25 protein-coding genes are annotated in these 23,248 nt (G+C 65.4%); 15 read left to right on the top strand and 10 right to left on the bottom strand.

Annotated features, from left to right (window positions below; all coding sequences use genetic code 11):
- Window positions 1-148: 148 nt before the first annotated feature.
- Window positions 149-1,234: a patatin-like phospholipase family protein gene (locus DU505_RS10915; protein WP_114479010.1), complete on the bottom strand. Its 1,086-nt coding sequence runs from the start codon at window positions 1,232-1,234 to the stop codon at window positions 149-151.
- A gap of 277 nt (window positions 1,235-1,511) precedes the next feature.
- Entirely contained in the window at window positions 1,512-2,918 is a 1,407-nt protein-coding gene (locus DU505_RS10910; protein WP_114479009.1) for an FAD-binding oxidoreductase, read from the bottom strand.
- Window positions 2,919-3,067: 149 nt separating this feature from the next.
- On the opposite strand from DU505_RS10910, the gene DU505_RS10905 reads away from it, so the two are divergent.
- Window positions 3,068-4,087 carry a GlxA family transcriptional regulator gene (locus DU505_RS10905; RefSeq protein WP_114479008.1) on the top strand — a complete coding sequence of 340 codons (1,020 nt, stop codon included), beginning with the start codon at window positions 3,068-3,070 and terminating at the stop codon, window positions 4,085-4,087.
- A 29-nt stretch (window positions 4,088-4,116) separates the two neighbouring features.
- On the opposite strand, the gene DU505_RS10900 is transcribed toward DU505_RS10905, so the two are convergent.
- The 4 genes from DU505_RS10900 to DU505_RS10885 all read right to left on the bottom strand — a co-directional run bounded on the left by DU505_RS10900 (window position 4,117) and on the right by DU505_RS10885 (window position 8,891).
- On the bottom strand, window positions 4,117-5,409 hold the full coding sequence (locus DU505_RS10900) for an NAD(P)-binding domain-containing protein (protein ID WP_114479007.1): 1,293 nt from the start codon (window positions 5,407-5,409) through the stop codon (window positions 4,117-4,119).
- Window positions 5,406-5,966, bottom strand: a complete 561-nt coding sequence (locus DU505_RS10895; protein ID WP_114479006.1) for an OsmC family protein — start codon at window positions 5,964-5,966, stop codon at window positions 5,406-5,408. Before DU505_RS10895 ends, DU505_RS10900 begins: the two co-directional genes overlap by 4 nt.
- Before the next feature lie 106 nt (window positions 5,967-6,072).
- Window positions 6,073-6,624 (bottom strand): DUF4242 domain-containing protein, encoded by a 552-nt coding sequence (locus DU505_RS10890; protein WP_114479005.1) that lies wholly within the window; start codon window positions 6,622-6,624, stop codon window positions 6,073-6,075.
- Complete coding sequence (locus DU505_RS10885; RefSeq protein ID WP_181872800.1) at window positions 6,621-8,891, bottom strand: ATP-binding protein; 2,271 nt, start codon at window positions 8,889-8,891, stop codon at window positions 6,621-6,623. The genes DU505_RS10890 and DU505_RS10885 overlap by 4 nt, the downstream gene beginning before the upstream one ends.
- Before the next feature lie 161 nt (window positions 8,892-9,052).
- On the opposite strand from DU505_RS10885, the gene cysK reads away from it, so the two are divergent.
- The 7 genes from cysK to yddG all read left to right on the top strand — a co-directional run bounded on the left by cysK (window position 9,053) and on the right by yddG (window position 15,493).
- Window positions 9,053-10,591, top strand: a complete 1,539-nt coding sequence (gene cysK / locus DU505_RS10880) for a cysteine synthase A (protein WP_114479003.1) — start codon at window positions 9,053-9,055, stop codon at window positions 10,589-10,591.
- A gap of 14 nt (window positions 10,592-10,605) precedes the next feature.
- On the top strand, window positions 10,606-11,202 hold the full coding sequence (locus tag DU505_RS10875) for a carboxymuconolactone decarboxylase family protein (protein WP_114479002.1): 597 nt from the start codon (window positions 10,606-10,608) through the stop codon (window positions 11,200-11,202).
- Window positions 11,203-11,242: 40 nt separating this feature from the next.
- Entirely contained in the window at window positions 11,243-11,818 is a 576-nt protein-coding gene (locus tag DU505_RS10870) for a TetR/AcrR family transcriptional regulator (protein ID WP_114479001.1), read from the top strand.
- 135 nt (window positions 11,819-11,953) lie between these two features.
- Window positions 11,954-12,331 carry a group I truncated hemoglobin gene (locus DU505_RS10865; protein ID WP_114479000.1) on the top strand — a complete coding sequence of 126 codons (378 nt, stop codon included), beginning with the start codon at window positions 11,954-11,956 and terminating at the stop codon, window positions 12,329-12,331.
- Window positions 12,332-12,688: 357 nt separating this feature from the next.
- Window positions 12,689-13,774: a magnesium/cobalt transporter CorA gene (gene corA, locus DU505_RS10860; RefSeq protein WP_114478999.1), complete on the top strand. Its 1,086-nt coding sequence runs from the start codon at window positions 12,689-12,691 to the stop codon at window positions 13,772-13,774.
- Between the two features lies 1 nt (window position 13,775).
- A complete protein-coding gene (locus DU505_RS10855; RefSeq protein WP_245947889.1) occupies window positions 13,776-14,549 on the top strand; it encodes an AraC family transcriptional regulator in 774 nt (257 codons plus the stop codon).
- Window positions 14,550-14,590: 41 nt separating this feature from the next.
- Window positions 14,591-15,493 (top strand): aromatic amino acid exporter YddG, encoded by a 903-nt coding sequence (gene yddG, locus DU505_RS10850; protein WP_114478998.1) that lies wholly within the window; start codon window positions 14,591-14,593, stop codon window positions 15,491-15,493.
- A 45-nt stretch (window positions 15,494-15,538) separates the two neighbouring features.
- Here yddG and DU505_RS23040 read toward each other — a convergent pair whose 3' ends face one another.
- Entirely contained in the window at window positions 15,539-16,477 is a 939-nt protein-coding gene (locus DU505_RS23040) for a GntP family permease (RefSeq protein WP_340148270.1), read from the bottom strand.
- Window positions 16,417-16,989 (bottom strand): GntT/GntP/DsdX family permease, encoded by a 573-nt coding sequence (locus DU505_RS23035; RefSeq protein ID WP_340148269.1) that lies wholly within the window; start codon window positions 16,987-16,989, stop codon window positions 16,417-16,419. The genes DU505_RS23040 and DU505_RS23035 overlap by 61 nt, the downstream gene beginning before the upstream one ends.
- Window positions 16,990-17,294: 305 nt before the next feature.
- Between DU505_RS23035 and DU505_RS10840 the strand changes: the two genes are divergently transcribed.
- The 3 genes from DU505_RS10840 to DU505_RS10830 all read left to right on the top strand — a co-directional run bounded on the left by DU505_RS10840 (window position 17,295) and on the right by DU505_RS10830 (window position 19,081).
- Complete coding sequence (locus DU505_RS10840; protein ID WP_114478997.1) at window positions 17,295-17,498, top strand: hypothetical protein; 204 nt, start codon at window positions 17,295-17,297, stop codon at window positions 17,496-17,498.
- A gap of 308 nt (window positions 17,499-17,806) precedes the next feature.
- Window positions 17,807-18,556, top strand: coding sequence for a helix-turn-helix domain-containing protein (locus tag DU505_RS10835; RefSeq protein ID WP_114478996.1), 750 nt, complete (start codon window positions 17,807-17,809; stop codon window positions 18,554-18,556).
- A gap of 192 nt (window positions 18,557-18,748) precedes the next feature.
- Window positions 18,749-19,081 carry a TfoX/Sxy family protein gene (locus tag DU505_RS10830; RefSeq protein ID WP_114478995.1) on the top strand — a complete coding sequence of 111 codons (333 nt, stop codon included), beginning with the start codon at window positions 18,749-18,751 and terminating at the stop codon, window positions 19,079-19,081.
- An 8-nt stretch (window positions 19,082-19,089) separates the two neighbouring features.
- Here DU505_RS10830 and DU505_RS22975 read toward each other — a convergent pair whose 3' ends face one another.
- Both DU505_RS22975 and DU505_RS10825 read right to left on the bottom strand, forming a co-directional pair.
- On the bottom strand, window positions 19,090-19,215 hold the full coding sequence (locus tag DU505_RS22975) for a hypothetical protein (protein WP_255774873.1): 126 nt from the start codon (window positions 19,213-19,215) through the stop codon (window positions 19,090-19,092).
- Window positions 19,212-20,420 carry an MFS transporter gene (locus DU505_RS10825; RefSeq protein ID WP_114478994.1) on the bottom strand — a complete coding sequence of 403 codons (1,209 nt, stop codon included), beginning with the start codon at window positions 20,418-20,420 and terminating at the stop codon, window positions 19,212-19,214. Before DU505_RS10825 ends, DU505_RS22975 begins: the two co-directional genes overlap by 4 nt.
- Before the next feature lie 161 nt (window positions 20,421-20,581).
- On the opposite strand from DU505_RS10825, the gene DU505_RS10820 reads away from it, so the two are divergent.
- The 4 genes from DU505_RS10820 (at window position 20,582) to DU505_RS10805 (ending at window position 23,248) form a co-directional block, all read left to right on the top strand.
- Window positions 20,582-20,764, top strand: a complete 183-nt coding sequence (locus tag DU505_RS10820) for a hypothetical protein (RefSeq protein ID WP_114478993.1) — start codon at window positions 20,582-20,584, stop codon at window positions 20,762-20,764.
- An 82-nt stretch (window positions 20,765-20,846) separates the two neighbouring features.
- Window positions 20,847-21,641, top strand: coding sequence for an AraC family transcriptional regulator (locus DU505_RS10815; protein WP_114478992.1), 795 nt, complete (start codon window positions 20,847-20,849; stop codon window positions 21,639-21,641).
- Between the two features lie 146 nt (window positions 21,642-21,787).
- Window positions 21,788-22,822, top strand: coding sequence for a histone deacetylase family protein (locus DU505_RS10810; RefSeq protein ID WP_114478991.1), 1,035 nt, complete (start codon window positions 21,788-21,790; stop codon window positions 22,820-22,822).
- A gap of 69 nt (window positions 22,823-22,891) precedes the next feature.
- Complete coding sequence (locus DU505_RS10805) at window positions 22,892-23,248, top strand: RidA family protein (protein WP_114478990.1); 357 nt, start codon at window positions 22,892-22,894, stop codon at window positions 23,246-23,248.

Raw genomic sequence — 23,248 nt, 5'->3', positions numbered from 1 at the left:
GCGAGTGTGGCGAAGACCCATGGTATGCCAAGGAAGCCATGACGACACCCGCGAAACGACACACACATGCCCGTTCGGGTCGCGTTACCCCCTGAACGGGGGCGCCGGAACATCGTGAGGATCAGGATCATCGATCAGGGCATTGAGCTTACTCGTCGTCCTTGCCGCGCCCGGTGGGAGCTTCCTCGGGCCTGGCGAACGGGCGGAACGAATCCTGGAACACCGCATTCAGGTCGAAGGAGGAGCACTTGCCGATGGAGTCGAAGTGCTGTTCGAGCCAGAGGTCGGCCCAGGCGCGGCCCTGGACGTGGAGCCGGTGAACGAAGTCCCATTCGGCGTTGAGCTTGCTCGAGGCGCTGAGCTTCTCGACCTCCTGTTCGGCATGGATCAGGTGCAGGCGCATGGAGCGGTACTGTTCCAGCTCCATACCTGACGTGTCGATCAATTGCTGCAGCAGCTGGATACTGCGCAGCTCCTTGATCAGGCTGGTGTTGAAGGTGATCTCGTTGATGCGGTTGATGATGTCCCTGGCGCTTTCGGGTAGCTGATTGCGAACCAGCGGGTTGACCTGGACCACTACCAGGTCGCGACAGCCCTGGTCGTCCACCAGCGGGAACAGGGCGGGGTTGCCGCTGTAGCCGCCGTCCCAGTAGGCCTCGCCGTCGATCTCAACGGCGGGAAACATGAAGGGCAGGCAGGCTGAGGCCATGACGGTATCCACGCTCAGATGAGGCTGGCGGAAGACCGTAGCGCGCCCGGTACGCACGTTGGTGGCGGTGACGAACACTTTCGCCTGGCGGCAGGCGTTCACCCGTTCGAAGTCGACCAGGTCGTACACCAGGTCACGCAGGGGGTTGATGCCCAGGGGGTTGAGTTTTGCCGGCGCGACCAGCTGGGTGAGGCTTTCGAAGAACAGGTAGCTCGGCGAGTTGTCGAGGCCATCGTTGCCCATCAGCCGATCCCAGAGAGTGCGCTGAATCGGTGAGAAGCGCGCCGCATCGCTGACCCCCTTCCAGAAGGTATAGAGCGCTTCCCGGGCGCCCTCGCGCCCACCCTTGTGCAGTCCATCGGCCAGTACCACCGCATTCATGGCGCCGGCGCTGGTGCCACTGATTCCGTCGATCTCCAGCCTATCCTCTTCCAGCAGGCGGTCGAGTACGCCCCAGGTCAGGGCGCCGTGTGAGCCGCCGCCCTGCAGTGCCAGGTCGATGCGCTTCCTGTCGTCCTTCGCCATGCTGTCTCCTTGAGTCCTGAATCCAGAAACCTGAATGCTGCGGTGCAGTCTAGGCCTCCTGGCCGTCGCTGTCTGCCCCTGGGGACTGGGTCATCGATGCGCTGGCGGGGCATGGGCCAGTGTGGACGAAAGCATGGCGGGAGCAGAGTCTGTGCTCTGCTCCCACCTGGGTCCGGCCCTGCATTAGTGCCCGGCGCCGATGGGCAGTGCGCAGGGTCAGAGGAGGGCGGGCATGGAGTTTCATGCCGGTTCTCCTTCCTCTCGTCGGACGTGGTGTTCATGCCGGATCGGCCGGCGGAATGTTGTGGTTGTGGCGAAACAGGTTCTGCGGATCGCAGGATGCCTTGAGTGCCTGCAACCTTGCGTACTTCTGTCCGAAGGTGGCTCTGGTCACCTCATCCTGGTTCTCGAGGAAGCCCGGGTAGTTGAGGTAGAGGCCGTCGCCGTACCCGAAACGTGCGAAGTCGTCCACCGCGTTGCGGGACCAGGCAATGTTGCTTTCATCATCGGCCCGATCGCTCCAGATCGACTCGGCCGCGAGCATGTACTCGGCGCCACGGCCGCCGTAGGCCGTCCCGTTCTCGTCGACCTGTCGAATCGCGCCGCCCAGATGCCAGATCACCAGCGCCGTCAGCGGTGAGGGGCGACGCTCGGCGTAGTCGACGAGCATGTCGATGCCGGCGTCGCCGAGTGCGGCCGCTGTCAGCGGGCGGCCCTTCCAGTAGTAAAGCCCGCCGGCCGGGAAGTTCGCATCCAGCAGCGATTGAATGTCCACCCATCGCATCGTGCCGCTCAGGTCGAAAAGCGGCGCCGCAACCCGGCGGAGGGGGGCCATCGATGCCTCGCCTGCTTCGGGGGCACCCAGGGACACCCCGAGGAAGGCGATGGCGGGCTTGCCGCGGGCGTCCGGGACGGGGAAGGCGGGGTCGTCCGGCACCGTGATCGAGGTGACGAGCGTGGAGACCTCATCGGGGGCGTGCTGCGTGAAGTCGCGGTACGCCTCGTAACACCTCCGGCGGTCGTCGGCAGGGTAGCCCACGAAGGTGAAGGCGACCTCGGGACCCACCGGATGGAGCCTGAACTCGAAGGTGGTCACCACGCCGAAGTTGCCGCCACCGCCGCGCAGGCCCCAGAGCAGCTCCGGATTACTGGTCTCGCTGGTGTAGACCACCTCGCCGTTGCCGGTGACGACCTCGGCACCGATCAGGTTGTCGCAGGTGAGGCCGTGCTTGCGTCGCAGCCAGCCGAGCCCGCCGCTGAGGCAGAGCCCCGCGATACCGGTCTTCGATACCAGGCCGGTCGGGGTGGCCAGGCCATGGACCTGGGTCTCCCGATCGACATCCTGCAGCAGGGCCCCGCCCTGGACGCGGGCAACGCGCGCGTTTGCGTCCACGATGACCGTGTGCATGAGCGACAGGTCGATCATCAGGCTATTGTCCCCGACCGCCGTGCCAGCGACGTTGTGGCCGCCACCGCGGACCGAGATCGGCAGGTCCCGCTTACGGGCGAAGGCCACCGTCGCGACCACGTCCGCCGTTCCGCGACAGCGCGCGATAAGCGCCGGCCGGCGATCGATCATGCCGTTCCAGACCTGGCGTACCTCATCGAAGGCCGGGTCATCGGGACCCAGGAGGTTGCCTCCAAGGGTCATTTTCAGGGTTTCGGTGCTTGCATCAGTGATCATCGTTCTCTCCCCCATGATGTCGAAATCCGTCTTTCTCGTGTCGATCGGTCGAATCCGACCGACTGCTGGCAGTTTGCTCGCGAGCGGACTTGCGGCGCAGAGCGGGGGGCGCCAAATTTAGGGTAGATTCCCGTCAAGCAGGGGGAGCCATGCATGATGTGACGGTCGTTCTGGTCGAGGGGGGAATGCCGTCCACGGCGGTCGCGCCATTGGAGATCTTCGGGACGGCGGGCGTGCTGTGGAATTTCATGTGCGAGCGACGCGCCGAGCCGCGGTTTCGGGTGCGCACGGTGTCCAAGGATGGCCGGCCCGTGCGTACGGGCGTCTCCCTGCTCCTGCAGCCGGATTGCGGGATCGAGGCGATCGAGTCCACGGATCTGATCCTGGTCGCTGCGGTGGGTGCCGACCTGGAGGCGGCTTTTCCCCTTCATGCCGCCCTCTATCCATGGCTGCGGGAGTGGCATGAGCGCGGTACCACCATCGCCGGTGTCTGTGCCGGCGTGGCGTTGCTGGCGGAGGCGGGGATACTCGATGACCGGCCGGCCACCACCCACTGGGCGGTCGTCGATGCCTGTCGCCGGCGCTATCCCCGTGTCCACTGGCAGCCCGAGCGCGTCATCACCGAGTCCGGCAATGTACTCTGCAGCGGCGGCGTCTACGCGGCGGTGGACCTGAGCCTGTACCTGATCGAGAAGCTCTGCGGTCACAAGCTGGCCATGGAGACGGCACGGGCGCTGGTGCTGGAGACGCCGCGTACCTGGCAGATCGGCTACGGGGCCGAGCCACCGGAGTATGCCCACGAGGACCAGCGAATCCAGAAAGCGCAGGAGTGGCTGTTCCGTCATTTCACCGATATCGCCTCGATGGAGCAGTTGGCCCGGAATGTCGGCATGAGCGAGCGTACCTTCGAGAGGCGATTCAAGCGCGCGACCGGCGAGACCCCCAGGCATTATCTGCACCGGGTGCGCGTCAATGCGGCGCGGCACCTGCTGGAGAATGAGCAGCAATCGGTACAGGAAGTGAGTAGTGCGGTGGGATATGACGACGTGAGTCACTTTCGTCGCCTCTTCAAGCGTCACACGGGCATGACCCCGCAGGCATATCGGGAGAACTTCGGCGCCTTCGTCTCCGGCAACGTCGCCCGAGTCGGGCGTACGCCGCATCACTAGCAAGGATCCGGGGGCGCCGGCGGTTAGCCTCAGCTCGGTAGGGCAATACCCCTGTTGCTTCTAGCCAGCCAGGCGTCCAGGTGTTCGCTGAGTTCTCGGGCATCGTCGTCGGCGCCGTGGATGGCCCCCGACTTGCGTCGACGCATGAAGGGCAGGCCCATGGCGTAGAGGCCTGTCGCTACCACGCCACCGTCGTGCCGCAGGCGCCCGTGGGCGTCGAATACCGGCATGTCGAGCCAACTGAAGTCGGGTCGAAACCCGGTGGCCCACAGCACCGTGCGGATCTCGCCGCCGGCCAGGTCGAGCCCAAGGCAGGGCCGCTGCGGTACGCGCGTGGAAGGCAGGTGCTCCGGGGCGGGCAGGGCATCGTGCCAGCCGTGGGCAAGGGCCCAGGCATTCAGGTTGTCGAGCAGCCGGGCGAGCTTGAGGTCCGCCGCCGCGGCGTGCAAGGCAAGCGAACCCGAGAACTGCAGCCGGGTGCCGGCGATGCCCGCCAGGCGCCCCACCAGGCGTACGCCGCGCCCACTTAGGGCGTTGAGGTCCAGGTCCTTGGGCTCGGCGCTGCCCAGCAGTTGCGGCGAGGGCTGGCGTCGGGCGCGGGCCAGGTCCTCCACTTCGTCGAAGCGCTGGTCGAGCATCCCGGCGTGCTCCAGCCACCACTGGATGTCGCGGCCACGGTAGCGCCGCGGCAAGCGCAGGTGTTGCCCCACGGCCAGGGTCACGGGGCGGCCGCTGCGCTGGATCTCGTCGGCCAGCTGCACGCCGGTGGCCGAGGCGCCCACCACCAGCACGCCGCCCGGCGGCAACTGCCCGGGGTGGCGATACGCATGTGGCGTCAGGCTTTCCACCCAGGGTGGCAGCGCCTCGGCCATGGAGGGCACGACGGGAAGCTGGCAGGCGCCCGTGGCGATCACCACCGCCCGGCAGCGCCAGTCGCCCCGGTTGGTCACCACCCGGTAGCCGCCCTCCGCCGGCCGTACCGAGACCACCTCGGTGCCGGTATGGACCGGGGCCGCAAGGCCCCGGGCATAGCCGTCGAGCAAGGCGATCAGCTCCGGCATGCTCATGAAGCCTTCCGGCTCCGGTCCGTCATAGGCCAGCCCGGGCAGCCGGCACTGCCAGTTGGGCGTGAGCAGGCGCAGCGAGTCCCAGCGTTCGTTGCGCCAGGCGTTGGCCACCTCGCCGCGCTCCAGGATCACGTGGTCGATGCCGCGCCGCGCCAGGTGGTGGCTCATGGCGAGCCCGGCGTGTCCCGCGCCGATGACCACGGTGGTCACGGCGCGGGCCTGGCGGTGCAGCGGGCGTGAGTGCCCCGCGGTCATTTCACCTTGACCTGCACGTGAGTGGGGTTGGTGAGCAGGTCGTAGACCGCCGAGCGCTTCTGCGACTGGGCCACCAGCGCCTCGATGTCGGCGCGGCTGGCGTCGGCATCGATGTCGAAGGCCACCCGGATGTCGTCGAAGCCGTTGCGGACGTCGGGGTCCATGCCGAGGATGCCCTGGATATCCATGTCGCCTTCCACCGTGGCCTTGACCGAACGCAGCTGGATGCCGCGATGCTGGGCCACGGCGGCGACACCGGCGGTGAGACAGGCGGCCAGGCCCACCAGCACGTATTCCACTGGGGTGGGGCCATGGTCCTCGGCGGCGAACACCTCGGGGTGGTCCGCATTGTAGGTGAAGCGTGAGCGGTGCTGCTGTGCTTCGCCGAGGCCATGGAAATCCTCGACGGCAATGCGGGTATGGGTGCCGCGGACCCACTCGCTGTGGGCACGCCAGGTGAAACGGGCAGCCTGGGGGGCCTGGGATAGCGCCTCGCGGGCGCCCAGCAGGGCTTCGACGTTGACGCCGTTGTCGATCTGTTGGGTAGCGGTGTGCATCTGGACTCTCCTCGTGTTGTTGTGTCTCGTCATGGGTTGACCTCTGCGGTCAGGAACGAGATTCGGCGGGCCCTGTGTGAGCCAGCGTGGGAGAGGGCGTGGTTTTTCAGGGTTGCGGCGTGGAATCCGCCGCTGGTGCGACGCGCTGGAAGGCCCAGGTACGCGTCACCGGCATGCCGGCCTGACGCTGGGCCAGGCGTACCGATTCGGCATCCGGAGCGTGGTAGAGGCAGCACATGCGCTGCCGGTCGAGGGAGAAGAAAGTGCGCAGGAAGCGCACCTGATGATTGTGCAGGCATGCTGACCCGGCATCTTCCAGGGCCTGGATCGCCTCGAATGTCACCGGGGCGGCGAAGTGGCGCTCCACCATGACGTTGACGTTGGCCAGGTCTGTGGCTTTGAGTTCGGGGGCGTCGTATACCCGGCCGCCCCACAGCGAGCTGACGTCGGCTCCGGCCTGGCGCAAGCCGATGCGTGCCGATTCCGTGTCGGGTGCCACGAAATGGCAGACCAGACGGCGTCCGTCCCGTGCCAGCAGGCTCTCCTGCCAGTGGATCCGATGCAGGTCGAAGCAGGGCTGGGCGGCCAGGGACAGCGAACTTACCAGCTGGGATTCTAGAGGGCGGTCGAAGCCACGTTCAAGGAAGACGTCGATCACGACTCATCCTCCGCTGCGGGCTGGGCCAGGAGTGCCTGCCAGCGCCGTCGGGCCCAACCGGCGACAGGCTCCTGTGCCAACGCTTCGGCGGCCTGGGCATGGTGGCGCCAGCCGGTTTCGTCGACGAGGCGTCGTGCGGATTCGGCCAGCAGTGCGTGAGCCAGCAGCTGCTCGCTGCGACGTTCCAGCACCCGTGCGTGCTCCAGGGCTTCGCTGGCGCGACTTCTGGTGCTTTCGGCCCGACCTCGTGCGAGGTCGAGCCGTGCCGCCTGCAGCAGTAGCACGGCCAGGCGGTGGCGGGCATCGGCGTGGCGCAGGGGGACGAGTGCGACGCCGAAGGGGTCGGAGTCGTCCTCCTGGGCATAGTGGCAAAGGGCCTCCGCGGCAGCGGCATAGGGCGCCTCGCTGCCATCGCGCAGGCGTTTGCCGAGTTCGCGCAGCTGGGCACTGCGCTCCCGGGCCTGTGCGTAGTCGTCCCGCTCGAAGTCCATCAGCAACAGCGTCTCCTGGGCCTGGAACTCGCCCAGCCTGTCACCCATGGCCTTGCACAGGGTGCGGGCCTCCTTGAAATAGCTCTCCGCCTTATCGAAACGATCCTCGTGCAGGCTGAGCAGGCCTTGGGCCAGCGGAATGGCGGGATGGCCGATATTCTGCTGGATGGCCAGTTCGCGTGCCTGGACGAGCAGTTCGGCGGCCTGGTGCAGGTCGCGCTCCAGCATGGCCAGGCAGCGGGCGGTTTCGGCCATGGCGATGACCTGTTCGCGGCCTTCGCCACAGCGCGTCGCGCGTTCCGCCTGCAGTGTCTGCTCATGAGCGTCGCTCCACTGGCCGTGGGCCCAGCGGATATGGCTGGCCAACTGGTAGCCGAGCCGTGCATGGGCCAGGGCACCGTGCTCCAGGGCCTGCTCGGCGAGCGCGACCACTTCGCCGGCGCCGGCCTCCCAATCCGCCATGGGGGCGGCACTGTAGAGAATGTCGTGAAGCTCCAGGCCCAGGCAGATGCGCCGAGTCCCGGTCATGTCCTCGGTCAGTGCCAGACCTTGCTGGGCGAAGCGCTGGGCTTCCTGGTTGGCGAAGATGCGCAGGCAGAAGCGTCCGGCTTCGACCATTGCCTGGGCGGCCAGCTCCAGGTCGCCGCTGGCATGGGCGTGGTGTGCCAGGCTAGTGGCCTGGCGTATGTCGCTGAGCGGCCTTTCGGCCAACCACTCGGCAATTCGCCGATGCATGGCCTGGCGCCGCGCCGGGGTAATCGCGTGGTAGAGCTTGGTGGCCAGTTCGCCCTGCGTGAAGCACAGCCCTTCGGCGCCGATGGAGAGCCACTGGTGCCGTTCGGCCACCTCCAGGGCCATGCCGATACGGTTGGTGTCGAGCCCCGAGACCTGGCCCAAGGTGGCGGGGTCGGGATCGGGGGCCAACAGCGCCGCCCAGCGCATCACCTCGAGGGTATCGCCTTCCAGGGCATCGCTTTGCAAGGCGGCAGGGCCTTCATCGGCAGTGAGATGAGGCGGTATCGTCGTGCCGGCATTCGCTGCCAGTGGGCCCGGCGCATGCCTGGGTTCCCGCCAGGCACGCAGCAGCTGGCCGTTGAGCGGCAGACCCGCCTCGCGGATCAGCCGCACACCCAACTGCAGCTGCTGTTCGGCTTCCCGCGGCCGGTGCAGGGCCAGCAACAGGCGCACCAGCTGTGCCCGTGCCGCTTCGCTGAAGGGGGCGAGGCGCACCCAGGAATGAGCGTGGGGCAGTGCGCGCTCGGGGTTGTTGGAGAGACGCTCGACCAGGGCCGTCAGCAGGGCCATTTGGGCGCGTATGGCGGCTTCCCGCTCGGCCAGGCACCAGCCATGGAAGTCGGGGAAGCGGTCCAGCTCCAGGCCTTCCAGGAAGGGGCCGCGGTAGCGGCAGGCGGCGCGTTCGAGAGTCTCGATGGCGGTCGTTGTCAGGTTGGTGCCTTGCAGTGCATGCAGGCCGACCACGTCGATGTCGATATCCGTGGTATCCAGGCTCACGCCGAGCCGGTCGGCCCTGAGCCGGGGCCGGCCTGGGGTATCCACCAGGCGGCGCAGCTTCGACAGGCTCCAGCGCAGCGAGCCCCGCGGGTCGTCGGGCAGCTCCCACAGCAGGTCGCAGAGGTGTTCGCGGCGCAGGGGGCGGGAGTGTCGGGCCAGGTAGGCGAGCAGGGCACGGGTTTTCCTGGAGGGAGGCAGCGCCAAAACCTGACCATCCCGAATCACTTCGAGATCGCCGAGCAGGTTGAGGGTCAGCGCGTTCATGTCAGGACCCGATGCAGGGGAACTATTGGAGTATAGTCCGTGCGGCCGCAGCGTCTGACACATCCTGGCTCTCGGTGCTGGCAAAAAACCACGCTGGCTACCACGCCGGCTTCGTCGGCACGGGGCAACCCTTCGGGCATAGCCAACCGAGGAGACTCACCATGCCCCGCTACGCCAGCATACTGGAAACCATAGGACGTACCCCGCTTGTGCGATTGGCCCGTCTCGTGCCGCCGGACGTCAACGTGCATGTGAAGGTGGAGGCCTTCAACCCCATGGGCTCGGTCAAGGACCGCATGGCGCTGGCGGTGATCGAGGCCGCCGAACGCAGCGGCGCCTTGCGCCCGGGCCAGACGGTGATCGAGGCCACCAGCGGCAATACCGGTATCGGCCTGGCCATGGTGTGCGCACGCAAGGGCTACCCGCTGGTGGTGACCATGGCCGAGAGCTTCAGCCTCGAGCGCCGACGCTTGCTGCGCTTCCTGGGCGCGCGGGTGGTGCTTACACCGGCCTCCGAGAAGGGCAGCGGCATGCTGGCCAAGGCGATCGAACTGGCCGAGACCCACGGCTACTTCCTGTGCCGCCAGTTCGAGAACGAGGCCAATGCCGAGGTGCATAGCCGCACCACGGCGCGAGAGATTCTCGACGACATGCAGGGTGAGCCGATCCATGCCTGGGTGACCGGTTTCGGCACCGGCGGCACCCTCAAGGGCGTCTCCCGGGTGCTGAAAGCCGCCGATCCGACGACCCGCGTGGTGGTCGCCGAGCCGGACAATGCCCCGCTGCTGGGCAGCGGCGAGGCACAGCCACAAGGCAAGAGCCACCCGCGTTTTCGCCCGCACCTGATGCAGGGCTGGAGCCCCGATTTCATCTCGGCGCTGACCCGGCAGGCGCTGGCCGCCGGCATGGTGGACGAGGTGGTGCCGGTGGCGGGGGAGGATGCGCTTCGCCTGGCCCGCGAGCTGGCCTGCAAGGAGGGTATCTTCGTCGGCATTTCTGCCGGTGCGACCCTGGCTGCGGCCTTGCAGGTGGCCCGTCGGGCGCCGGCCGGCAGCCATGTAATCTGCATGCTGCCCGACACCGGCGAGCGCTACCAGTCCACGTCGCTGTTCGAAGGCATCGAGGACGAGATGAACGCGGAAGAGCTGGCGCTGTCGCGTTCCACGCCCGGTTGTCGCTTCGATACGCCCGCGGCTACGCCGGCCCCCCGGCCACCCGCCACGCCCGTGGCACAAGATGCCACAGGGCAGGTAGCGTCCAGCGATGAGAAAGCGTCCAGTGATGACAAAGCGCCAAGCGATATCGAGGCCGAGCGTCGGCTCGACGACTACCTGACTCAGGCGCCGGTGGTCATGTTCGCCCTGGCCTGGTGCGAGTTCTGCTGGGCCGCGCGCAAGCTGTTCGACCGCCTGGGCGTCGAGTTCTTGAGCGTGGAGCTGGATGCCCCGGCCTGCCAGGCCCATGACATGGGCGTGCGCCTGCGTCCGGTGCTGGCACGGCGGACCGGCGCGCCCACCATTCCGCAGATCTTCATCGGCGGCGAGCCGCTAGGTGGCTGCGGCGAGCTGTTCGAGGCCTGGCGCGACGGCAGCCTGGGCGAGCGGCTCAACGCCTGCGGCATCGCCTACGATGCCGAGGCCGAGATCGATACCGAGCGCCTGCTGCCGGCTTGGCTGCATCCACGCTCCGCTACGGCCTGACACAGGAGAAACCCATGAGCTTTATCCAGACGATTCCCCCGGAGCTGGCCGAGGACGAGGTCAAGGCGATGTACCAGCGCCAGGAGGCCCACTTCGGATTCTTGCCCAACTATGCCCGCGTGTTCTGCCATCGACCCGAGGTAATGAAGTGTTGGGCGGCGCTGATCGCGACCATCCGCCGGCCCATGGAGCCGCGCCGGTATGAGCTGGTGACGCTCGCCGCCGCCCGTGCCCTGGGCAACAGCTACTGCTCGCTGGCGCACGCCAAGGTCCTGTCGGGGCTGCTGGGCATGGAAGCGACCCAGGCCATGGTGACGGGCGAGGCGGGGCCGCTCAGCGAGGCGGAACGCGGGATGATGGCCTTCGCCGCCAAGGTGGCCTGCCGCGCCCAGGAGGTCGGCGCCGAGGATATCGAAGCGCTGCGGGCTCACGGCTTCGCCGACGACGAGATCTTCGACATCGTCGCCGTAGTGGCGGGGCGCGCCTTCTTCACCCGTATCCTCGATGGCCTGGGTGCCGAGCCCGATGCCGCCTTCCGCGAGCTGCCGCCCGATCTGATAGGACCACTCAGCGTGGGCAGGCCGATAGCACTTGACGAAGCGCAGGCTTGAGCCACACTGCTAGTAGACTGGTCGGTCTAGTGGATGACAAATGACTCATGTAACGAAGGAGCGGTTGCTCGAGGCGGGGCTCGCCATGTTGCTGAAGCAGGGGTACAGCGATCTAGGAATTCAGGCTTTGCTGGCGGCAACGCAAACGCCCAAGGGTTCTTTCTACCATCACTTCAGCAGCAAGGAGGACTTCGCGCTTCAGGTCGTCGATCGCTATATGATGGATGTGCATTACGGCCTGGACCTGAGCCTGGGCAATACCTCGCTGGCCCCCGTGGAGAGAGTTCGTCGGTTCTTCGAGCTCTCCTGGGAGAAGTACCGCCAGGAAGGTTACCTCGGCTGCCTGCTAGGCGGCCTGGGCCAGGAGCTTTCCGGTATCAGCCCGGCATTTCGCGACAAGATCGAGAGCTGCTTTGTCGCTATCGCCGAGCGTATCACCGGCTGCCTGGAGGAGGCTCAGAAACAGGGAGACCTGCCGCCTGACAGCGACCCCAGGGAAATGGCGGACCTGCTGGTGGATTGCTGGGAAGGCGCGGCGCTGCGCAGTCGCCTGCGTCGCAATTCCGGCCCGCTCGAACGGATGCTCGACTTCTATTTTACGGCCGCTTCCCGATAGAGAGGTATGGCTTCGATCCGCCGAGGTCGTTGTTTTGAGCAAAAAGTGTACCGACTGGTCTATTCCGGGTAGTCATCCCGGCTGCCCCAAACCAGTGGTAAGGGTTGGCGATTCGGCCAGCCCGGGAGGTACAAGATGACAGCTAGCAGCCTCTATGAGCGCCTGGGCGGCGAGCGGGGCATTGCCTTGCTGGTCGACGATATCGTCGCGGCCCACATGCAGAATCCGAGCATTCAGGCACGATTCCTGCCTTACGCAGAAGATCCGGACCATCTGGAAGAAGTGAAGGGCCACCTGCGGAATTTTCTCTCGGCAGGAGGTGGTGGGCCCCATGAGTATCACGGCAGGAGCATGCCCGAAACGCATCGCGGCATGAACATCAGCGAGGCGGAGTACATGGCCGCCATCGATGACATTCTAGGCGTACTCGACAAGCATGAGATCGACCCCCGGACGCGCCAGGAGATGCTCGGTATTGCCTACTCGCTCAAGGACGAGATCATGCACGTCTGACGGCAAGGCACGTCAGAGCATCGTCTCGACGTACAGGCCCGGCGCCTCATGGCGCCGGGCCTCTTTCGTCACAGGAAAATGGCTTGAAGGCGCTCTTGCCCCCCCCCCACCATCACGCCTGCAGCCGCGTCTCCAGGCAACCATCCAATGCCTCTGCCACGGCCTCGATCGATTGCGGGTCGACCTCGGTGCCAGGCGCTCCAGGGCCTCCAGCGATCGGTCGTGGCCCCCCTCGAGTCCGATCTCGATGAGGCCGCCGTATGTGGTTTCGGCTGCCATGTGAAATACGACAGGGTTCGCCATTGGGCCAGAGCATGCCAGTATTAGGGTTGGCTGAACCGCCAAGGATATCGACCGATGACCCGACTGTTCCACAAGCACTACCACCCGGCCGGCACCGCCCCCGGAACCCTGCGCGAGCTGTCGATGGAGCAGGCCGCTCTGCACGGGCCGGCCACGTTCTCCCTGGCTTGCCGCGATGCTGGCCGCTGGGGTGAGGTGTGTGAGATCGGGCCTGAGTCCATCCCCGAGTCCGGCCCGGACAAGCCGCTGTGCTGGCTGCACGTGCAAGGCATGCCCACTGCCGAGGAGTTGGAACGGCTGGGGGATCGCGTGGGGCTGCATCCGCTGGCCCAGGAGGACATCCTCAATGGCGGCCAGCGGCCCAAGGTCGAGCGCTTCGATGCGTCGCTGGTGGTCATTCTCGGCATACCCGAGGTGGATGCAGAGGGCGGCCTGCATCTCTATCAACTATCGCTCTTCATGGGCAGCAATATCGTCGTCAGCGTTATCGCCGAGAACCTGGATCCCTTTATCGAAGTGCGCCGTCGGCTCAAGGAGCGCGGCGGACGTGCGCTGGGAGAACCGGACGATCTGCTTTATGGCTTGCTCGATGCCGGGGTGGACCACGCCTTCCCGGTGCTGGATGGCGTGGGCGAGCGCATCGAGGAGCTCGAGATGGAGATCCTCAATCGTCCCGACAGCTCGACGCTGGAGCGGCTGCATGGCCTGAAGCGGGAGCTGATCATGCTGCGCCGCTATTTATGGCCCACCCGCGAGGTGATCAATCAGCTGCTGCGCGATCACAACGACCTGTTCACGCCCGATACGCGCTTGTGGATGCGAGACGTCTACGACCATACCGTGCAGGTGATGGACCTGGTGGAAAGCTATCGCGACATGACGGCGAGCCTGCTCGACATCTATCTCTCCAGCATGAGCAACCGGCTCAACGAAAGCATGCGTACCCTGACCATCATCGCCACCATCTTCATGCCGCTGACCTTCATTGTCGGCGTGTACGGCATGAATTTCGCCCACCCCACCAGCCCCTTTGCCATGCCCGAGCTGGGCTGGTATTGGGGCTATCCTATGGTGTGGGGCCTGATGATCGCCGTCGCCATCGGCATGGTGGTTTGGTTCAAGCGCAAACACTGGTTCTAGCATGGGTACCGACACTCTGGAACGTCCCGTCATCGAGACACGCCGCTATCCCGATCGTGTGCTGAGCGACCGCCATGGATATCACCAGCTGCTGCTGGGGCTCGACGGCGCGCTGGAGCTCGAGTCGGGAGGCCGGCTCATGCACGTGACCCGCGGTATGCTGGCCCCGGTGGCAAGCGGAGACGTGCACCACTACCTGGCGCCGGGCAACAACAGCGTTCTGGTGCTCGACCTGCCCGAGGCGTGGTGCGAGGTGCTGGCCTTCGAGGGGCTGTTGCAGGGGCCGCCGCGGTGCCTGCCCGAAGCGCTGGTGAGTAGGGCCCAAAGGCTTGGTGGAACGGGTGAGTCCCTGGGTCGCTGGCTTGAGCTGGCCCTCGCGGACGGGGGCCGGCGCGCCTTACCGCCGCGGCTGAAACTGCTCGAGCTGTTGCCTGCCGTACGCGCCGACCTGGCGCATCCATGGCGCGTTGCCGACATGGCAGGCCGCTGCCACCTGGCCGAGGCTGTCTTTGCCCGGCAGTTTCGTGCCCTGACCGGCCTGTCGCCCCACGAATGGCTGGTGCAGCAGCGGCTGGCGCGAGCCCGCGAGCTGCTTCGGGTCGGTAATGCCTCGCTCACCGAGGTGGCCCAGGCCTGCGGCTTTGCCGACAGCGCCCACTTCTCGCGCAGCTTCCGCCGGCGGCATGGCGTCTCGCCGAGCGCATGGCGGCGGCTAGAGGCCGCGGGCGGCGCCTCGGAAAGAGGTCAGGATTCGACAAGCCGTGTTGCGACATGAAGTAGATGCTGGGACCTCGACAATGCTGACGAGGTCTCATCATGTCCACCCTGACCCGGCGCCAGGCCACGGCCATCGGGGCTACCACCATTCTCAACTGGGCGCTGCTCGCCACCCTGACCCAAGTCTCGGGGCCGGTGCCACCGTTCCTGCTCACCGGCCTGGCATTCGGCATCGCCTTCTTCTGCTTTCTCGCCTGGAGCCTCGGGCGGGGCGAGTCGTTCATTGCGCCGCTGCGCCAGGGCCCTTCGGTCTGGGCGCTCGGCGTTGGTGGGCTGTTCGGCTACCACGCGCTCTACTTCGTCGCCCAGCAGAACGCGCCGCCGGCCAATGCCGGGCTGATCAGCTATTTGTGGCCGCTGCTCATCGTGCTGTTCGTCGGCCTGTTGCCGGGGGAGCGACTGCTGGCCAGGCACGTGGTCGGTGGGTTGCTGGGCTTCGCCGGGGCGGCAGTGCTGATCGGCGACGACCTGGGCGGCGGTGGCAGCACGCTGGGCTACGGTGCCGCCTTCGCCTGTGCCCTGGTGTGGAGCGGCTACTCTGTACTGTCGCGTGCGAAGAAGGCGGTCCCCACGGCTGCGGTGGGCGGTTTCTGCCTGGCCACGGCGCTGCTGGCCTTCACTTGCCATGGGCTATTCGAAGCGACGCGCTGGCCTCAGGGCGTTCAATGGCTGGGCGTGATCGGCCTGGGCCTGGGGCCGGTGGGCAGCGCCTTCTTCACCTGGGACATCGGCGTCAAGCACGGTGACCTGCACCTGTTGGGATTGCTGGCCTACGCCACGCCGCTGCTCTCCACCCTGGTCTTGATCGTGGCCGGCTATGCCGAAGCCACACCGTTGCTGGCGTTGGCGGCCGGGGTGATCACATTGGGCATGCTGATCGGCAGCGGTGCGCTGGCCCGGCGCAGGAAGCGGGAGCCTCCGGCACGTCCCGATGCCGTCTGAGCCGGGATGGCCAAAGTGCTTAGAATGAGCGCTCGTACGAGCCGTTCAGAACGAACCGACCAGCGAGCCCACCACGATCAGCACGACCAGGGAGATGATGGGTCCCACCACGGCCACCGCAGCGATGTCCAGGTAGGCCTGGCGATGCGTCAGTCCGCAGATGGAGAGCAACGTGATCACCGCGCCGTTGTGGGGCAGGGCGTCCAGGCCACCGGTAGCCACTGCGGTGACCCGGTGCAGCAGCTCGGGTGCGATACCGGCCGCCTGCCCCATGGCCAGGTAGGTGTCGCCGAGGGTGGCCAGTGCGATGCTCATGCCACCGGAGGCAGAGCCGGTCATGCCGGCCAGCAGATTCACCGCGATGGCCAGCGAGATCAGCGGGTTGTCGCCGCCAGCGGTGGTGACCCAGGCGCTGATAGCCTCGAAAGCCGCCAGCGAGGCGATCACCGAACCGAATCCGACCAGGCTTGCGGTATTGAAGATAGGGAGCAGCGAGGCGTTGGCGCCGCTGTCCAGCGAGGCGGTCAGGTTATGCAGTCGCTGCCAGTTCAACGCAATCAGCAGCAGGATCGAGAGCACCAGGGCGGCGATGACCGACCAGACGCCGCGCACCGACTCGATGCTGGTGGCACCATAGGCCGGATCCGACAGGTAGCCGGTGTCCATGGCCGGGATGATCACCGCGGTGAACAGCAGGTTCAGTGCGATCACCATTACGATGGGCAGCAGTGCCAGAGGCAGCGACGGCAGCCCAAGGCGGGGCTGCGGATCGACCTCGGCCAGGTCGAAGCCTTCGCCTGCGGCGCGTTCGCGCAAATGATCTTGGGGTGTGGGTTCGGTTTCCTGCTCGCCGTAGCCTTCACCGGCCGCTCGGGCCTGCCTGGCGCGGTAGCTCAGCCAGGCCTGGCCCAGGCCCAGCATGATCAGCCCGGCCATGATGCCAAGCCCCGGTGCGGCGAAGGGTGAGGTGCCGAAGAAGGGCATCGGGATGGCGTTCTGGATCGCCGGCGTGCCGGGCAGGGCAGGGCAGTCATGGTGAAGGTGAAGGCGCCCAGTGCGATGGTGCCGGGGATCAGCCGCTTGGGCAGGTCGGCCTTGCGAAACAGCGCCGCGGCGATGGGGAAGACGGCGAAGGCCACCACGAACAGCGATACGCCGCCATAAGTCATTACCGCACAGGAGAGCACCACGGCCAGGATGGCTCGCCTTTCGCCAAGTCGTTCGACAATGGCTCCGGCCAACACCTCGGCGCTGCCGGAATCCTCCATCAGCTTGCCGAAGATCGCCCCCAGCAGGAACAGCGGGAAGTAGCTGACGATGAAGCTGCCCGCCGAGCCCATGAATACCTGGGTGTAGCTTGCGAGCAGCGGGGTGTCCACGGAGACCAGCGCCACCAGGGCGGCCAGCGCCGGGGCCAGAATCAACAGGCTCAGGCCGCGGTAGGCCAGGTACATCAGCAGGACGAGGGCTGTGACGACAGCAAGGATGCCGGTCATGCCTTTATCTCCTCAGGCGTCTCGAGACAGCGCCATGCCGTTACCCCGCTTGAATTGTCACCTTGGCTGCCGTGTGCAATGGGCTGGTTTGCTTCCCTGTGCATGCCATCTCCTGCGTCCATTATGTTGCGATGCAGTATAGGCGGTCCGAGGCGGCATTCCTACATTCTGACCATTCAGAGTGAAGGCTTGGCTGATGTATTGGTTGGCGAATAGAATTGAACTAAAGTCTAAGGACATGGATAATGTGGAAATTGCTTCCATAAATCACATTGAGGCGGTTCGCCAAGAACCGTAGGGAATACATGACGACACTGCGTTTCAACACTATCTGGGATCAGCCCCTGGTCAGCCGTCGCGACACGAGCGAAGCAACAGTCGACGCCGAGACCGACAAGGCATCACCCACCGAGCGCTTTCTGACCATCTGGGACAGTCCTCGCCCGCCTCGGGCCAAGGCGGCCGCGAGCAAGCGTGCCCGGCGCAGGCTGGCGAAGTTCTACATGTAAACTGTTTATGCGAGCTGTATAGGTACCCTTTAGCGCGACCGTCGCTAGATGACCTGCGGGACAAAGCGAAGCGCCCATGCCGATCGGCATGGGCGCTTCGCTTTTGTGGCTTGTTCTACTCATAGGGAGTCATGGCCGCCAGCAAACCCACCCAGTTGCTCAATTGTCATGATTTTTTTCTAGCCTTGATGCATCTCAAGCACTGAGCCACTGTATAAGAGGCATAGGACGTACGGGTTTTCCACGCTCTGCGAGAGGTGGGCATAAGAACTGGTCACGAGAACTAGCCACAAGACCAAGGAGAGAAAATGACGTTCGTATCAGCTCGGCACCTGCCTTACGTCGGCGCCCGTTGTGAGCGTTGCAGCCTGCATTCGCGCTGTTTGACCATGGGCCTCGAGGGAGCAGTTCTTGCCGACTTCGATGCAATGCTTGAGCGACCACGTCCGCTCAAGCGGGGCGAGACTCTGGTACATCAGGGTGATCGCTTTGCCAATCTCTATGCGGTGCGTTCAGGCAGCTTGAAACAGGTGGTGGCCCAGGGAGAAGTGCGCGATCAGGTCACGCACTTTTATCTGCCCGGTGAGCTAGTGGGCCTGGACGGAATTGGTGGAGGGGATTGCCCCGGCAACTTGGTGGCACTTGAATCGACTTACGTATGCGAGTTCCCGTTCTCTCGGCTGGAAGTGTTGATGCAGGATTCCTCCGCGTTGCAAAACCGGCTCTTTCACACCATGGGGGAGGAGCTGCGCGACCATCAGCGCATGATGTGCCTTCTCTCAGGGCGCACCGCCGATCAGCGCATGGCGAGCTTTCTGTCGGGGCTGTCGGAACGTTTCAGGCTGCGCGGTTACTCACCTACCTGTTTTTATCTTTCAATGTCGCGTGGCGATATCGGTAGCTATCTAGGGCTAGCGATCGAGACCGTCAGCCGCGTGCTCGGTCGTTTTCAACAGCAACAACTCATTACGCTCGAAGGGCGTCAGGTCTCGCTTGTGGCTCTTGAGAAGCTGAGGCGTATCGCGGAAGAAGGCGCCGGTCGTCACTCAGGGGGCTGACTGTCGCATCGAAGTAAAACAGAGTGCCACCACTGCTGCTTGTTCTTCTGGCCCACAGTGGCTATGGGATTGTCGTCACCAACGATACCGCCTGAGCGCTGTTGCAAGTCGTTATTGCAGGTGAGGTTGCAAGGCGAGGTAGCCCGGCGAGAATGATGTATAGCACGCTACTCATCAGTATGGGGCGGGTGCATGAGCGAATACACGGACTATCTGCAGGATGTCTTCGCACAGTTCGGCCCGGTGTCCGCACGAGGCATGTTCGGCGGATACGGGCTTTATCATCAGGGTTTGATGTTTGCCCTTGTGGCCGACGATACCCTCTATCTGAAGGCGGATGCCGGCAACGTCGGCGACTTCGAGCGGGAAGGGCTAGAGCCGTTCCTCTACCTCAAGGGTGGCCGCGAGGTACGCATGTCCTACTATCGAGCGCCGGAGGCGATCTTCGAGGACCATGAACTGGCGGCGGAGTGGGCGGGCGGAGCCTTCCAGGCGGCGTTACGCGCCAAGGCGGGTAAGCGCTGATATCGAGCTCAGCACAGTCGGGTGCCGAGCAGAAGCAGCGAGGCGTCGGCGGTCTGCCAGCCCCACCAGGCCAGGGCCAGGGCGCCCGTGATTGCTACCGCGGCCACCAGCTTGAACAAAAGCGTTTGGGTCATGCCTGGACCTCCGTGGGCTTGGGACGCTTGACTGGTGCTTCACTGATGAACCAATGCAGCAGTGCCGCAACCACCGAGAGCAGGATGGCGAGCTTCCATACCACATCATAGTCGCCATGCAGGTCGTAGAGCATGCCGCCCAGCCACACGCCGGTGAACGAGCCGACCTGGTGAAACAGGAAGACGATACCGCCGAGCATGGAAAGGTGGCGTACACCGAAGACCGAGGCGACGATACCATTGGTCAGCGGCACCGTGGAGAGCCACAGCAGGCCCATGGCGATGCCGAACAGATAGGCGCTCGCGGGGGTCAGCGGCAGAAACACGAAGGCGGTGATCACCGCGCCGCGTGTCAGGTATAGCCAGCTCAGTAGTCGCGGCTTGGAGTAGATGCCTCCCAGCCAGCCGGCGGCGTAGGTGCCGAAGATGTTGAACAGGCCCACCAGCGCCAACACCGTACTGCCCACCCCCACGGCCAGCCCGTTGTCGAACAGGTAGCCGGGCAGGTGCACGCCGATGAATACCACCTGGAAGCCGCACACGAAGAAGCCGAGGCACAGAAGCCAGAACCCGCGGTGCCCGGCGGCTTCGTCCAGCGCGGCGCGCAACGAGAGATCGGTGGCCTGGCGTGCCGAGGGGCGGTCCTTGAGCATGGCACCGAGTGGCAGCATCATGGCGGCAAGGGCCCCCATGGCCAGCAGCGCGGTTGACCAGCCGAGCCAGCCGAGCAGGCCGAGGGTTCCCGGTAGCATGGCGAACTGGCCAAACGAGCCCGCCGCGCTGACGATACCCATGGCCATACTGCGCTTCTCCGGTTCCACGGCACGGCCCACGGCGCCGAGGATCACCGAGAAGGTGGTGCCGGAAAGCCCCAGGCCGATCAACAGCCCGGCCGAGAGCGACATGCCCAGCGCTGATTCCGAAAGCCCCATGAACGCCAGCCCCAGCGCGTAGAGCGCACCGCCGACCATTACCACCCGGGCGGCACCGAAGCGGTCCGCCAGCGCCCCGGTAAAGGGCTGGGCGAACCCCCAGATCAGGTTCTGGAGTGCCAGGGCGAAGGCGAATACCCCGCGTCCCCAGCCCAGCTCGCTACTCATCGGTTCCAGGAACAGGCCGAATCCATGGCGCAGGCCCATGGCCAGGGATATGACAAGGCTGCCCAGGATGATGATCAGCAGGGAGTGACGACGAAGGGCGTCCATGGAAAGGGCCTGTTTGCAGACTAATGAACCCCGACTATCGCGTGTTATCCGTGGGCTGACAATGTCGCTGTTTGGCGACCCGTTTGTAGCCGCGGTGCCACATGTGTACGGGCGTTGTCATTCGCTATGATGAACACCGTTCGTCAACCTGGAGATACGTCATGTCACGACGCCTGTTGTTCCCTGTCATCCTCGTCCTGGCCGCCATGTTGGTGGCGGGCTGCAGCTACCAGCCGGCCCGTATCAAGTCCCAGCCCCTGGTGGTCATCGACGAAGGGTATGGTGGCCATTCCCACGGTTCACGCTTCTGTCCTCCCGGGCAGGCAAAGAAGGGCCGTTGTTGAAATGTAACGGGCCAGTTTCATGATGCCGCTTGGCAGGGTAGTGTAGGAGTTCCCTTGACCGAGCGGACATCAAGAAACTGTCATGTCTCTACTCGACCTGCGTGCCTGCAACCTGGGGCAAGAACACATTGCCCATGACCATCCCCACCATCAACTGATCCTGGCGACCTGCGGTAGTACGGACCTCGAGGTCGAGGGCATGGGCGACCGTGTCACTGGTGGGCGCGGCTGCCTGATCCCCTGTTCCTACCATCACCAATACGAGGGCGATGGTCGCAACCGCACGCTGGTGCTCGACATTCCCCTGCCCGCACTGGGGGAGATACGCGACGGCCAGGGCCTGCAGCGGCTGTTCGAGCGGCCACGCTTCTTCCTCGTGCCGACCCGGCTCAATCGGCTTGCTGCCACGCTGATGAGCCAGCTCGAGCAGTTTCCGGCCCTGCATAGCGAGATAGCCGCGCTGCTGCTGCGTGCCCTCTATCTGCATTTTCAGGAAGAGGCGCCCGGCCTTGCGTCTCTCTCTTCTTTGCCTCAATCCCGGCGACCCGTTGAGCGTATCGATGTCGAGCGCCTCGATGCCTGGATCGATCGGCATCTTGCCGACGAGATACGAGTGGAGCAGATGGCCGCGCTGTGTGCCCTCAGCCCTGGGCATTTCCATGCCTTGTTTCGAGAATGCACCGGTGTCACGCCGCTGGCCCATGTCCAGCAGCGTCGGCTCGAGCATGCACGCACGCTGGTCAGGCACAGTGGCCTGAGTCTGGGCCATATCGCGGCGCTGGTCGGCTTCCAGGATCAGGGCAGCTTTTCTCGCGCCTATCGGCGCCATTTTGCCGTCACCCCTTCCGCAGAGCGCCATGCCCACGCTGCCAATTAATGAGTCTGGGGCAAGTCTTCGGTAGTTGCGGGCAAGCGACACGCCTCGACACGTTCTAATCTCAAAGACAAACAGAGGTGCGACGCCGGCCGGGTCCAGGCTGGAATGCGGGTCGTCTCCGGTCATGCGTCACGAAGGAACCCAAGATGAAGCTCTTCTACCATCCTGACCAGGAACGTCATGCCCCGACGACCTTCCTGGTGCGTGGCCAGCCCACACCGTCACCGGAGGGGCCGGTGCGTGCCGAACTGCTGGCTGGCGGGCTATCGAAGGTGGGGCTTTCCCTGACCGCCCCCACCGAGACAGACAGCCCAACGCTGCGTAGCCGCCTGGTCAAGATCCATACGCCACGTTACCTGACGTTCCTCGAAACGATTCATGGGCGCTGGAGCGAGCTGCCAGCCGCGTCGGAGCTGGTGTCGCCCAACGTTCATCCCTGTGGCGGCGGGCATCACTATCCGCGTCACCCCGTGGGACAGGCCGGCTGGCATCTGCATGACATGGCCTGTCCGATCGGCGCCGACAGCTTTGTCGGTCTCCTGGCCAGCGCCGCCACGGCACAGGCCGCCGCCGAAGCGCTGTTGGGCGGCCATGGCACCACCTACGCGCTATGCCGCCCCCCGGGTCACCATGCCGGCCCCGATCGGGCGGGCGGTTTCTGCTTTCTCAACAATTCGGCACTCGCCGCCACCGTGCTGCGCGAGCACTTCTCCCGGGTGGCCATCCTGGATGTCGATCTTCATCACGGCAACGGGACCCAGGATATCTTCTACTACCGCGGCGACGTCTGGACCGGATCGCTTCATGTCGATCCTGCCGATTTCTACCCCTTCTTCTGGGGAGGCGCCAACGAGGAGGGCATGGGCGAGGGGCTGGGCACCAACGTCAACCTGCCACTACCGCTGGGCAGCGATGGCCAGGCCTTTCTCGACACCCTGGATGAACTGATCGAGCGGATGAACGATTTTCGACCCGAGGCGCTGGTGGTGGCGCTGGGCCTCGACGCCCACCGCGACGACCCCCTGGCCGGCATGGCCCTGGAAACCGCGGACTTCACTGCCATCGGGCGTCGCCTGGCGGCGCTGTCGCTGCCCACGGTGCTGGTGCAGGAGGGGGGCTATCCCACCGATCACCTGGGCGACAACCTGGCCGCCTTCCTGTCCGGTTTCACCGGCGGCTGAGTCGTTGGTCCCCCAGGCGATAGCCCGCAATCCCACGACGATACGAAATTGAAACCAGAGAGGAATGACATGAGCATCAGCTATCACGACAGCAATGCCCGCATGAGCCAGGCCACCATTCACAACGGTACCGTCTACCTGGCCGGCCAGGTGCCCCAGGACGCCAGCGCCGACATGCGGGGCCAGACGGAGCAGGTGCTGGCGCGCATCGACGAACTGCTGGCCCAGGCCGGCACTTCCAAGGAACGCCTGTTGTCAGCTCAGATCTGGGTGACCAGCATGGCGGAATTCGACCAGATGAACGCTGCCTGGGACGCCTGGGTGGTACCGGGTCGACCGCCGGTTCGCGCGGCCCTGGAGGCCAAGCTGGCCAAGCCCGAATGGAAGGTCGAGATCATGGTCGTGGCGGCGCTGCCGGAGGCCTGA

Source organism: Billgrantia montanilacus (genome assembly GCF_003336675.1).
GTDB lineage: Bacteria > Pseudomonadota > Gammaproteobacteria > Pseudomonadales > Halomonadaceae > Halomonas > Halomonas montanilacus.
The sequence above is the reverse complement of the archived record's forward strand: the minus strand, read 5'-3'. Positions and strand labels throughout refer to the sequence as shown.